The 12,562-nt window shown below is 64.5% G+C and carries 10 protein-coding genes and 1 pseudogene; 6 read left to right on the top strand and 5 right to left on the bottom strand.

Features of this window, described 5'->3' with window-relative positions; all coding sequences use genetic code 11:
- Positions 1-146: 146 nt before the first annotated feature.
- The 4 genes and pseudogenes from VIE67_RS05150 to VIE67_RS05135 form a co-directional block, all read right to left on the bottom strand.
- Positions 147-857, bottom strand: a pseudogene (locus VIE67_RS05150) (sulfate/molybdate ABC transporter ATP-binding protein); the annotation flags it as partial.
- Positions 854-1,708, bottom strand: coding sequence for a sulfate ABC transporter permease subunit CysW (cysW, locus tag VIE67_RS05145; protein WP_332023942.1), 855 nt, complete (start codon positions 1,706-1,708; stop codon positions 854-856). The gene cysW and the pseudogene VIE67_RS05150, both read right to left, overlap by 4 nt.
- A 7-nt stretch (positions 1,709-1,715) precedes the next feature.
- Positions 1,716-2,573 carry a sulfate ABC transporter permease subunit CysT gene (gene cysT, locus VIE67_RS05140; protein WP_332023938.1) on the bottom strand — a complete coding sequence of 286 codons (858 nt, stop codon included), beginning with the start codon at positions 2,571-2,573 and terminating at the stop codon, positions 1,716-1,718.
- A 31-nt stretch (positions 2,574-2,604) separates the two neighbouring features.
- The gene (locus VIE67_RS05135; RefSeq protein ID WP_332023936.1) at positions 2,605-3,594 is read right to left on the bottom strand and encodes a sulfate ABC transporter substrate-binding protein; all 990 of its coding nucleotides are present in this window, start codon (positions 3,592-3,594) and stop codon (positions 2,605-2,607) included.
- A 351-nt stretch (positions 3,595-3,945) separates the two neighbouring features.
- Between VIE67_RS05135 and VIE67_RS05130 the strand changes: the two genes are divergently transcribed.
- From VIE67_RS05130 to VIE67_RS05110, 5 genes are all read left to right on the top strand, one after another.
- Positions 3,946-6,579, top strand: a complete 2,634-nt coding sequence (locus tag VIE67_RS05130; RefSeq protein WP_332023935.1) for a DUF6600 domain-containing protein — start codon at positions 3,946-3,948, stop codon at positions 6,577-6,579.
- Positions 6,580-6,669: 90 nt separating this feature from the next.
- Complete coding sequence (thiS, locus tag VIE67_RS05125; RefSeq protein ID WP_332023933.1) at positions 6,670-6,873, top strand: sulfur carrier protein ThiS; 204 nt, start codon at positions 6,670-6,672, stop codon at positions 6,871-6,873.
- A 186-nt stretch (positions 6,874-7,059) separates the two neighbouring features.
- A complete protein-coding gene (locus VIE67_RS05120; protein ID WP_332023931.1) occupies positions 7,060-7,872 on the top strand; it encodes a thiazole synthase in 813 nt (270 codons plus the stop codon).
- Positions 7,873-7,951: 79 nt separating this feature from the next.
- Positions 7,952-8,668 carry a tRNA (guanosine(46)-N7)-methyltransferase TrmB gene (trmB, locus tag VIE67_RS05115; protein ID WP_332023928.1) on the top strand — a complete coding sequence of 239 codons (717 nt, stop codon included), beginning with the start codon at positions 7,952-7,954 and terminating at the stop codon, positions 8,666-8,668.
- 52 nt (positions 8,669-8,720) lie between these two features.
- Complete coding sequence (locus VIE67_RS05110; RefSeq protein WP_332023926.1) at positions 8,721-10,565, top strand: SLC13 family permease; 1,845 nt, start codon at positions 8,721-8,723, stop codon at positions 10,563-10,565.
- An 8-nt stretch (positions 10,566-10,573) separates the two neighbouring features.
- On the opposite strand, the gene VIE67_RS05105 is transcribed toward VIE67_RS05110, so the two are convergent.
- Positions 10,574-11,305 carry a DUF1223 domain-containing protein gene (locus tag VIE67_RS05105; RefSeq protein ID WP_332023940.1) on the bottom strand — a complete coding sequence of 244 codons (732 nt, stop codon included), beginning with the start codon at positions 11,303-11,305 and terminating at the stop codon, positions 10,574-10,576.
- A gap of 235 nt (positions 11,306-11,540) precedes the next feature.
- Here VIE67_RS05105 and VIE67_RS05100 point away from each other — a divergent pair, with 235 nt between their 5' ends.
- Entirely contained in the window at positions 11,541-12,440 is a 900-nt protein-coding gene (locus VIE67_RS05100) for an ATP-grasp domain-containing protein (RefSeq protein ID WP_332023924.1), read from the top strand.
- The last annotated feature ends 122 nt before the right edge of the window (positions 12,441-12,562 follow it).

Below are 12,562 nucleotides of genomic sequence, written 5' to 3'. Positions count from 1 at the left end.
TGCTGGCGCCACCCTCATCCGCCTTCGGCACCTTCTCCCGCCAGCGGGAGAAGGGAAAGGCGAATGGCGTGCTAGCTGGCCCGAATAAACGGCGTCACATTGGAACGTACTGGCGTGGTGGCAACATCATCGCGCTTGTTGTGCTCGACAAACTCCGCGACGAACGGCGTGGCCGGACGTTGCTGGATCGCCTCGGGCGTGTCGACCTGCTCGATGCGGCCGGCGTTCATCACCACGACGCGGTCGGCGAGATCGAGCGCCTCTTCCTGATCGTGGGTGACGAAGATCGTGGTGTAGCCGGTCTCGTCGTGCAGTTGGCGCAGCCACACGCGCAGCTCCTTGCGCACCTTGGCGTCGAGCGCACCGAACGGTTCGTCGAGCAGCAGCACGCGCGGCTCGATCGCCAGTGCGCGTGCGAGCGCGACGCGCTGGCGCTGGCCGCCGGAAAGCTGGTTCGGATAACGCGCTTCGAGCCCGCTTAATTGCACCAGATCGAGCAACTCGGAACCGCGGCGGCGGATCTCGTCGCGCGCCGGCCGGTCGCGGCGCTTGCGCACGCGCAGGCCGAAGGTGATGTTGTCGAGCACGCTCATGTGCTTGAACAAGGCGTAGTGCTGGAACACGAATCCGACGCGGCGTTCCTGCACCGACAGACGCGTCGCATCGATGTCGCCGAACAGGATGCGACCATGGTCGATCGGTTCGAGGCCCGCAATCGCACGCAGCAGCGTTGTCTTGCCCGAACCCGACGGACCGAGCAACGCGAGCAGCTCGCCCGAGGCGATGTCGAGACTGATCGCATCGATTGCGGGGACGTCGCCGAAACTCTTGCACAGATTGTGGATGTTGATTTTCATCGGTGACCCCGTAATGCAGCCAGCTCATCGCCGTGATGCCATTCGAGCAGGGTCTTCAGACCCAGGGTCACGAAGGCGAGCAGGGCCAGCAGCGACGCGACCGCAAACGCGGCGGCGAACTTGTAATCGTTGTAGAGGATTTCGACGTGCAGCGGCATCGTGTTGCTGACGCCGCGGATATGGCCGGACACCACCGACACCGCGCCGAATTCGCCCATCGCACGCGCATTGCACAAAAGTATACCGTAGAGCAGACCCCAGCGGATGTTCGGCAGGGTCACGTGCCAGAACGTGCGCCAGCCGCCCGCGCCGAGCGTGAGCGCGGCATGTTCCTCGTCGCTGCCTTGCGCCTGCATCAGCGGAATCAGTTCGCGCGCGACGAACGGGAAGGTGACGAAGACGGTAGCCAGAATCAGCCCCGGAGTGGCGAACACGATCTTGATGCCATGATCGGACAGCCAGCCGCCGAACCAGCCGCGCGAGCCGAACAGCAGGATGAAGACCAGGCCCGCGATCACCGGCGACACCGAGAATGGCAGGTCGATCAGGGTGATCAGCAGATTCTTGCCGCGGAACTCGAACTTGGTCACCGCCCAGGCCGCGGCGAGGCCGAACAGGGTGTTGAGCAGCACCGCAAAGAAAGCGGTGATCAGGGTCAGGCGGATCGCGGCGAGCGCATCGCCTTCCGTGAGCGCGGCAAAATACGTCCTGATTCCGCCGGCCAACGCCTGCGCGAATACGGTGACCAGCGGCAGCAGCAGGAAAATCGCGAGGAAGGCGAGCGTCACCCCGATCAGCAACCAGCGCACGAGCGCCGGCTCGCTGGTTGCCGCGTGATAGCGCGTGCGCATTGCGCTGTCAGCCGCCACGGCGTCGGCTCCAGGCTTGCAGCAGGTTGATCGCAAACAGCATCGCGAACGAGATCAGCAGCATCGCCGCGGCGATCGCGGTCGCACCGGTGTAATCGAATTCCTCGAGCCGGATCATGATCAGCAGCGGCGCGATTTCCGACACGCCGGGCAGATTGCCGGCGATGAAGATGATCGAGCCGTACTCGCCCACCGCGCGCGCGAACGCGAGCGCCGAGCCCGTCAGCAACGCGGGCACGAGCGCCGGAAAGATGATGCGCGCGATCGTCTGCCAGCGCGTTGCACCGAGCGTCGCAGCCGCTTCTTCATACTGCCGCTCGGCCTCGCCAAGCACCGGCTCGATCGTGCGCACGACGAATGGCAGACTGATGAAGGTCATTGCGAGGATCACGCCGATCGGCGTGTACGCGACCTTGATGCCGAGTTCAGCGAGCGGCGCGCCAAGCCAGCCATTCGGCGCGTACAGCGCGGTCAGCGCAATGCCGGCGACCGCGGTCGGCAAGGCGAACGGCAGGTCGACCATCGCCTGCAGCAGGCGCCGGCCCGGGAAGTCGTAGCGCACGAAGGTCCACGCGATCAGCGTGCCGAATACCGCATTGATCGCCGCTGCGACCAGCGCACCGCCGAAACTCAATTCGAGCGCATGCAGTACGCGCGACGACGTGAGCACCTCCCACCACCCGGCAAAACCCAGGCCCGCAGCGCGCAGCAACAAGGCCGCGAGCGGCACGAGTACGACCAGCGAAAGATAGGTCAGGGTAAAGCCGAGCGTGATCGACAGGCCGGGCAACGCACGCGTCCGCGCGCGCGTGGAGAACGGCCACGCTTGCGCAATCGTGGCGCTCACGTGTCCCTCGCCTGCGGTTGGCTCTGCGTCATCACCTGGGTGCCTGATAGATCTGGTCGAACACGCCCATGTCGCCGAAGAATTTCGGCTGCGCGACTTTCCAGCCGCCGAACTGGGCGATCGTGGTCAACTCGATCTTCGGAATACTCGCCGCGTATTTCGCCGCGACATCCGGATCGAGCGGACGATAATGGTTCTTCGCGATGATTTCCTGTGCCGCAGGCGTGTAGAGGAACTGCAGATACGCCTCGGCGAGTTTCCCGGTGCCATGCTTCTTCACGTTCTTGTCGACCACCGCCACCGGCGGCTGCGCAAGGATCGAGGTGGCCGGCACGACGATGTCGAACTTGTCGCCGAACTCACTGATGGCAAGCCAGGCTTCGTTCTCCCACGCGATCAGCACATCGCCGAGACCGCGCTGGGCGAAGGTTACGGTCGAACCGCGCGCGCCGCTGTCGAGCACGGGTACATTTTTATACAGCCGGGAAATCCACGCGCGTGCGTTGGCCTCGTTGCCATCGTTCTGCTTGAGCGCATAAGCCCAGGCCGCAAGAAAATTCCAGCGCGCGCCGGCCGAGGTTTTCGGATTGGGCGTGATCACCGCGACGCCGGGCTTGACCAGGTCGCCCCAATCCTTGATCCCTTTCGGATTGCCCTTGCGCACGAGCAGGACGATGGTCGAGTTGTACGGCGTCGAATCGCCGGGCAGGCGCTTCTGCCAGTCGGCCGGCAGCAGATCGCCGTTGTCGTGCAGTGCGTCGATATCCGAGGCGATGCCCAGCGTGGCAACGTCGGCGTCGAGGCCGTCGATGATCTTGCGCGCCTGCGCGGACGAACCGCCATGCGATTGCTTGATCGTGACCGTCTCGCCGGTTTTCACCTTCCAGTCGGCGACGAATTTCGCGTTGAGTTGCGCGTACAACTCGCGCGTGGGGTCGTAGGAAACATTGAGCAGCTCGGCCGCAGCCGCGTGCGCAGCGAATGCGCTCAGGGCGGCCAGTGCAAACAGGATACGACTCATGCGGTGGACTCAATCCGACCATGGACGAACAGGGTAAAAGAACGCGATTGCATCGCAACACATGCGCAGGCATATGCTTATCGCCAGTGCGACTTTGCCCGCCGGGATGTTGTAATGTCGTTAAGTGCGCCGGAACTGCCGCGGTGCAGCCTGCCGCAGGCTGAATGGCTTTGACCGCGAGGCAAAATTGAAGGTGTCCATTCAGGCAGATTGCGTTTAACTTAGGCGCAAGAGTATCGGGCGTTTGGGGGAAGCGAACGCCAGCAGCGACCAACGCATTCGTCGGCATCGCTTTCCCCCGTACCGAACTTGAGCAAACTCCGTTCCGCGACACGCAAAGGAGCGTTCGCCATGTTCAATGTCACCCGTACTGCCGCCCTACTGGCCGGCTTGCTGATTGCCAGCGCGACGTTCGCGCAGCCGGCGCCCGACTACGGCGATGGCCCGGATTCCGGCCCTTCAGCAAGCGCCGATGCGCCCGATCCGCCGTCGCGCGTCGCCCGTCTGTCGTTGATCAACGGCGCGGTGAGCTTCGTGCCGGCCGGCGAAAACGACTGGGTCGAGGCCCAGCTCAACCGTCCGCTGATCACCGGCGACAAATTGTGGACCGATCGCGGTGCACGTGCTGAATTGCAGATCGGCGAATCGGTGATTCGCGTCGACGAACAGTCGAGCTTCAATTTCCTCAATCTCGACGACCAGACCGCCCAGGTCGAGCTGACCCAGGGCACGCTCAATCTGCGCGTGCGCCGCCTGGACGGCAACCAGACCTATGAAATCGACACGCCGACGCTGGCCTTCGTGATCAACCGCGTGGGCGAATACCGCATCGACGTTGCCCCCGACGGCCATGGCACCATCGTTACCGCGTTCCATGGCGGCGGCGACGCCTACGGCGAGGCTGGCGCACGCTTCCGCGTCGAGGAAGGCCAGTCGGTCCGCTTCAACGATGCGCAACTGCAGGACTACGCGAGCAACAACGTGCCCAACGCGGACGATTTCGACCGTTTCTGCTTCGAGCGCGACGGGCGCTGGGACAACTCGTCGTCACGCCGGTATGTTTCCGAAGACGTGATCGGCTATGACGATCTCGACAACAACGGCAGCTGGAGCGACGAATCCGATTACGGCAACGTCTGGTATCCGAGCACGGTTGCGGTCGGCTGGACGCCATACAGCTACGGTCATTGGGGCTGGGTCGGCGCGTATGGCTGGACCTGGATCGACTCCGCGCCGTGGGGCTTTGCGCCGTTCCATTACGGCCGTTGGGCTTACATCCACAACCGCTGGGGCTGGTGCCCGGGCCAGATGCATGTGCGTTCGTACTATGCGCCGGCGCTGGTCGCCTTCATCGGTGGCGGCGGACTGCGCGTGGGCTTCTCCAGCGGCACGCCCGTGGGCTGGTTCCCGCTCGGACCGCGTGACGTTTACGTGCCGGGTTATCGCGTGAGCCGCGATTACTTCACCCGCATCAACGTCAACAACACGCGCATCACCAACGTCACCGTCAACAATTTCTACGGCAATTATTCGCGCGGGAATTTCGACTACAGCCGCGTGAGCTACGCCAATCGCAACATCGCCGGTGCCGTGACCGCGGTGCCCGGCAACGTGTTCGTCGGTGCGCGACCGATTCGTGGTTCGGCACTCGCCGTCAATCGCGAGACGTTCGCCAACGCGCGCGTGTCGGGCTTCGCCGCAATCGCACCGACGCGCGCGAGCCTGGCCTTCAACGGCGGCGGCCGGCAGGCAGCAGCGCCGCCGCGCACGATCGCGAACCGCAACATTATCGCCGCGACACGCCCGCCGGCGCCGGTGGCCTCGTTTGCGCAGCGCGAATCGCAATTGCAGCGCGATCCGGGGCGTGCGTTGCCGGTCAATCGGTTGCGCGTTGGGCCGAATGCGTCGGGCAACGGCCAGCAGGCGTCGCGTGCAGACCGCAGCACGCGTCCAAACCTCAACGTGGTGACGACCAATGGGCGGCCGGCAAGTTCGCCGGCACCGGCGATCATGCCGCGCAACACGGTCAATCAACCGCAGGTCGAGAACGGCCGTGGTCCCGCGCTGCGTGGTAATCCGCAGGGCAACAAGGGTGTTGCCGAATCGCCGACCGTCGCGACGCCGCCGGGTGGGCGTCCGCCTGCAACAATGCAGGAGCGCGGGCCCGCGACGCGTTACGTCAACCCGAACGCGCAGGACCAGAATGCGCGAGACAATGGCCGGGCCACGTTAAACAATCAGCGCAACGCGACTCCGGGCAGCGCCGCGCAGGATGCCAACGCCAACCGCAATGTGCAGCGCGACAATCAAGCGCAGCAGCGCGAGCAGCCGGCAGCGGCACAGCAACCGCAGTTGCAGCGCGGACAGCAGCAGGATCAGGAGCGTCAACAACAGCTTCAGCAGCAACGTGTGCAGCAGGAACAGCAGGCGCAGGAGCGCGCGGGACGTCAGCAGCAGCTCGATCAGCAACGGGCGCAGCAACAGCAGGCCCAACAGCGCGAGCAAGCGCAACAGCAACAACGTGCGCAACAGGACCAGCAGGCGCAGGAGCGCGCGGCACGTCAGCAGCAGCTCGATCAGCAACGGGCGCAGCAGCAGACCCAACAGCGCGAGCAGGCACAGCAGCAGCAGATGCAGGAGCGTCAGGCGCAGCAGCGTGCGCAACAGGAGCAGCAGGCGCAGGAGCGTGCGGGACGTCAGCAGCAGCTCGATCAGCAACGGGCGCAGCAACAGCAGGCCCAACAGCGCGAGCAGGCGCAGCAGCAGCAAATGCAGCAACAACGCGCGCAACAACAGCAACAGGTGCAGGAACGTGCAGCGCAGCAGCAACAGCAGGCACAGGAGCGCGCCGCACAGCAGCAGCAACGCGCGCAACCGCAGCAACAGCAACCACAACCACAACAGCAACCACAGCAGCAACAGCGCGCGCGCGGCCGCGATGACAACAAGGACAAGGACAACAAGGACAACGGCGGGCACCGCTGATCTACACCTCTTCGAAATAACGAGCGCCCGGCAGAAATGCCGGGCGCTTTTTTCGTCCCGGGGTCAGCGGCGCGGCGTTACAATGGGCGCATGCTCAATATCCTGCTCAATGGCGAACCACGCGAATTGCACGCTGGAATCACGCTGATCAATCTGCTCGAAGCCGCGGGCTTCGCCGGATGCAAGGTCGCGGTCGAGATCAATCGCGAAATCGTGCCGAAAAGCCTGCAAGGCGAGCGCCTGTTGAACGATGGCGATCGCGTAGAAGTGGTACACGCAATGGGGGGAGGCTGAATGCTCGTGCGATGCGTTGAAGCGCATCGCACATGAAGCCGAGCGCCCGAAGCGAGGAGCGAAGGGCCGGGTTGCTTAGCGAGCGCTGGATGCGCGAGCTTAGCAACGGCCAGCGAGGCGCAGCCGAGCGCTTGCGCACCAATAAACGGTAATTTTGCTTTTCTTATCTTTTTATGCAAACCCCCAATGAACGCCCAACTCCGCCCAACCTCCTCACCAGAAAATGATCCCCTGATCATCGCCGGTAAACCCTACCGCTCGCGCCTGCTCACCGGCACCGGCAAGTTCAAGGATCTTGACGAAACCCGCCGCGCGACCGAGGCCGCGGGCGCGCAGATCGTCACCGTCGCGATCCGGCGCACGAACATCGGTCAAGATCGGAATGCGCCCAACCTGCTCGATGTGCTGCCACCGGACCGTTACACGATCCTGCCCAACACCGCCGGCTGCTACACCGCCGACGACGCGGTGCGCACCTGCCGCCTCGCGCGCGAACTGCTCGATGGGCATCGTCTGGTCAAGCTCGAAGTGCTCGGCGATCCCAAGACTCTGTTCCCCGACGTGGTGCAGACGCTCAAAGCTGCCGAACAGCTGGTTGCGGAAGGCTTCGAGGTGATGGTGTATACCAGCGACGATCCGATACTCGCGCGCCGGCTCGAGGAAATCGGCTGTGTCGCGGTGATGCCGCTGGCCGCGCCGATCGGCTCGGGACTTGGCATCCAGAACCGCTGGAACATTCTGGAAATCGTCGAGAACGCGAAAGTGCCGATCCTCGTCGATGCCGGCGTCGGCACGGCATCGGATGCCGCGATCGCGATGGAACTGGGTTGCGACGGCGTGCTGATGAACACCGCGATCGCCGGCGCCAGGGATCCCGTGCTGATGGCCAGCGCGATGCGCAAGGCGGTCGAGGCCGGCCGCGAAGCCTTTCTCGCCGGACGCATCCCGCGCAAACGCAACGCCGCCGCGTCGAGCCCGATCGATGGCACCATCGCATAGTTCTTCCCTTCCCCCGCCCGCGGGGGAAGGTGCCGAAGGGCGAAGGGGGCAAACCGGACCACCAGGGACAATGCTTGGAATGACTTCCCCCCACCCTGGCCCTCCCCCGCACGCGGGGGAGGGAGAGCAGCGCCATATCCGCAGCTTCGTCTTGCGTCAGGGCCGCTTTACGCCCGCGCAGCAACGCGCGTTCGAGCAGCATTGGCAACGCTTTGGGCTTGAACCGGGCGCCGCGCCGCCGGATTGGTCGCAGGTTTACGGACGTGCAGCGCCGCTCGTGCTGGAGATAGGCTTTGGCAACGGCGAGCAGTTGCTGCACGCGGGCATTCACGAGCCCGAGCGGAATTTTCTCGGCATCGAAGTGCACCGCCCGGGCGTCGGTCGCCTCATGAACGCACTTGCCGCGCACAATGTGGAAAATGTGCGTTTGTATAATCACGATGCAGTCGACGTGTTGCAGCGCTGCATCACGCAGAACGCGCTTGCTGAGGTGCGTATCTATTTCCCCGACCCGTGGCCGAAACAGCGTCAGCAGAAGCGGCGCCTGATCCAGCCTGATTTCGCCACCCTGCTCGCCAGCCGCATGGCCGGCGACGGGCGCTTGCATTTGGCTACCGACTGGGCCGACTATTCAGCGCATATGCTGGACGTACTCGATCATGCGCCCGGTTGGCGCAATCTCGCCGGTAGCGGCGCTACGCTGCCACGGCCGCCAACGCGCATCGAAACCCACTTCGAGCGGCGCGGTCTGCGCCTGGGTCATGGGGTATGGGATTTGATCTATGAACGCACATAAAAACTGATACCTGGCCGCAAAAAAACAACGCCCCGATGAATCCCGGCCCACAATGAACTCCGGACTGGTCCTAACCCACGACATGGCGCTCGTGCTCGGGCTGCTGGCGTTCACCGTGCTCATGCTCGTGCTCGAATGGATTCGCGCGGATCTGATCGCGCTGCTGATCGTCGTCGTGATCGGCGTCACCCGCTTGGTGCCGGTCGAGCAACTGTTCGAGGGCTTCGCCGGCAATGCCGTGATCTCCCTGCTCGGCGTGATGATCATGGGCGCCGGGCTCGACCGCACCGGCGTGCTGAACAAGGCCGCCTCGTTCATCCTGCGCCTGTCGCACGGGGTCGAATCGCGCCTGAGCCTGCTGCTCAATGCGATGGTCGGCAGTCTGTCGTCGATCATGCAGAGCCAGGCCCTCGCCGCGCTGTTCCTGCCCGTCGTCAGCCGCGTCAGCGCGCGCACCGGTGTGCCGTTGTCGCGACTGCTGATGCCGATGGCGTTCTGCATCCTCGCTGGCACGAACACGACGATGATCTCCAACTCGCCGCTGATCGTGCTCAACGACCTCATCGTCAGCGCCAACCGCAACCTGCCGCCCGGCGCGCAGACGATCGCGCCGTTCTCGCTGTTCGCGATTGCGCCGGTAGGCATTCCGCTGCTGCTGACCGGTCTTGCGTTCTTCGCGCTGTTCACGCGCCGGCTGCTGCCGGCCGAAGAGGAAAGCCAGGGTGTCACGCCCGGTCGCACTGAAACCTATTTCGCCGAGACTTATGGCATCGCCGGCGAAGTGTTTGAGCTCACCGTGACCGCGGAAAGCCCGCTGGTCGGCATGAGCATCGCCGAGACCGAAGCATTGCGCGGCGCGCCGCTGATCCTGGCGATCAAGAACGGCGACGAAACGCGTCTGGCGCCGCCGGCCGACTCGATGATCTGGGTCGGCACCGTGCTCGGTGCGCTCGGCCAGCGCGCGGCGATGGAGGAATTCTCCAATCTCAACCTGTTGCTCGCGCAGACGCGCTTGCGCTACTTCCGCGACATGTTCAATCCGACCCGCGCAGGCATCGCCGAAGCCGTCATTCCGCCGAACTCGCATTTCATCAAGCAGGCCGTCAGCGACATCCGCCTGCGCAAGCGTTACGGCATCAGCGTGCTGGCGGTGAACCGCGGTGAGGAAATTTTTCGCGAGGACGTGCGCAAGCTCAGTCTGCGCGCTGGCGACACCCTGGTGCTGCACGGGTTGTGGCGCGATCTTGCGGTCGCCGCGGAGACGCGCGATTTCGTCGTCGTCACCGACTACCCGAAGGAAGAGGGCCGGCCGAGCAAGATCTGGCACGCCACCGCGTTCTTCGCGCTCGCCATGGGCCTGGGCCTGTTCACCGATATCAAGCTGTCGATCGCGATGCTGACCGGCGCGGTCGGCATGCTGCTCACCGGCGTGCTGAAGATGGACGAGGCCTACGGCGCGATCAACTGGAAGACGATCTTCACCCTCGCCTGCCTGATTCCGCTCGGCTGGGCGATGGACACCACGGGTGCCGCGGCGTGGATCGCGCAGGAAGTGCTGCGCTATCTCGGCGCCTGGCCGCAGTGGGCGCTGCAAGGCGTGATCGCGCTGCTCGCCCTGTTTTTTTCACAGATCGTGTCCAACGTCGGCGCCACGGTCATGATGGTGCCGATGGCGATCAATATCGCGCTCGCCTCGAACGGCAATCCGGCGGTGTACGCCCTCGTCGTCGCGATGTCGACCTCGAACAGCTTCATCATCGCCAGCGCGAACCCGGTGCTGACGCTGATCGCCGGTCCCGGTGGTTATCGTGCGCGCGATTTTCTGCGCGTCGGACTGCCGCTCACACTGCTGCTGCTGATCGTGATGCTGGTTTCGGTGAATCTCGTCTTCCGCTGAATGGTTCGCTAGCGGCATTGAGCCAACGGCAGAGTTGCGATCTGGGCGATCGCGCCGTCCTGCGGATTCTGCGCGAACGCGATCAGGCTCGCGTGCGCGGGATCGACATCGCCTGGCATGGTCAGATCGGTTTGCGCCTGCGCCAATGGCAGCGGCCCGACGAATGCACGCACGACATGATCGTGGTGCAGCGTGACCCCACGGTTCTCGCCTGCGCGTACCTGACTGGCAAGGCCGTCCTCGACCAGCGCGATGTAGTTTCGATACGCCGTCGCGTCGCTGCCGCCAACCGTCTGCGTGTCGATGCGCACATGCAAGGTCTTGCCGGTCTGCGCCGCCAGTTTCATCGACAGCGCGCCGTTTACCGGCGGTGCCAGCCGGCCGCCGCGATACCAACCGGGCCAGCTGCGGCCGTCGAGCACGACTTGCGGCGTGTACACCGCAGTGCCGCCATCGCGCGCCGCGATCGATCGCTGGCGCGCTGTGTAGTGCTCGCTGGCGAAGCGGTCGCGCCAGCCCAGACCATCCCAATAGTCGACATGGAATTCGAGCGCCACGACATCGGCACCGTCATGCAGGGTGCGCAGCCACTGCTCGGCCGGCGGGCACGAACTGCAGCCTTCACTCGAATAGAGCTCGACCAGATGCGGCCGCGTCGGCGCGGATTCGGCGACACATTGCGCGCGCACGAGTGGGCTCAGCGCAATCAGCAAAATCGCCAGCATATGTTCTTTGCGCATCACGGTTTGTTCCCAAGCGTGATGACATCAAGAACGCGTTCGGCGACAAATGCTTTCATCAGCGGCTGCGGAAGCCGCTGCGCATTGGCAACCTCGAAAAGCCGACGCTTGCTCGCGCGACTGCATCTTCCTGATGTACGCACGAATGCGTTCAGCGCCGGTTGATGCTCGCGACACGTGCCGACTCCTTTCGCTCGCCGCGTTTCGCTATGCTTGGCTGCCGCCAGGAGTCCGCATGTCCGCAACCAGCATCGCCCTCGTCACCGCCGCTGCCGCGCGCGATCTCGATGAAGATCTGCCGCCGCTCGCCGCCGCATTGCGCGACGCGGGCATGGATTTCCACATTGTCGATTGGGACGATGCGGCGGTCGACTGGGCGCAGTTCGGACTCGCGGTGCTGCGCTCGACCTGGGACTACACGATGCGCCTGCCGGAATTTCTCGCCTGGGCCGAGCGTGTGTCCGCGGCGACGCGGCTGGTCAATCCGCTCGACGTGGTGCGCTGGAACACCGACAAGCATTATCTGGGCGATCTCGCGCGCGCCGGCGTGCCCACGGTGTCCAGCCATTTCATCGAACCGGGCGAGGACGCAGGCGTCCTGCTCGAGCGCTTTCTCAATGTGCATGCGTCGCAGGAATTCGTGGTCAAGCCGACGGTCGGTGCGGGCTCGCGCGACGCACAGCGTTACGGTCACGAGGAGCGCGAGCTTGCGCTTGCCCACTCCATGCGGCTGCTCGAAGCGGGGCGCAGCGTGCTGCTGCAGCCATATCTGGATCGCGTCGATGTGCACGGCGAAACCGCGCTGGTCTACGTTGCCGGCGCATTCAGTCACGCGATCCGCAAGGGCCCGCTCCTGCACCGCGGCGGCGAGCCGACGCGCGCGCTGTTCGCAGCGGAGCACATCACCCCGCGCGTGCCGCATGCGGACGAACTGCGCGTTGCCGAATCCGCGCTCGCGGCGATGCCATTCGAACAGCCATTGCTGTATGCGCGCGTCGATCTGATTCGCGACGGCGCGGACAAACCCTGCGTGCTCGAACTCGAATTGACCGAGCCGTCGTTGTTCTTCGCGCATGGCGACGGCGCCGCGCAACGCTTCGCCCAGGCGCTGCTGGAAACACTGCGCAATTCCTGAGGAATCGCCAGCGGTCGATTCGCGATGCCGGATGACTGCGCAATAAATACGCTGCTTTCTTACATTCCTTTACGCGCAAGGCGTAAACCGTACGCCACCGGCGCCGTTGTAGTGATCATGGC

This window comes from Rudaea sp. (assembly GCF_036560865.1).
In the GTDB taxonomy this organism is placed as follows: domain Bacteria; phylum Pseudomonadota; class Gammaproteobacteria; order Xanthomonadales; family Rhodanobacteraceae; genus Rudaea.
This window is presented reverse-complemented; position numbering and strand designations above follow the sequence as displayed.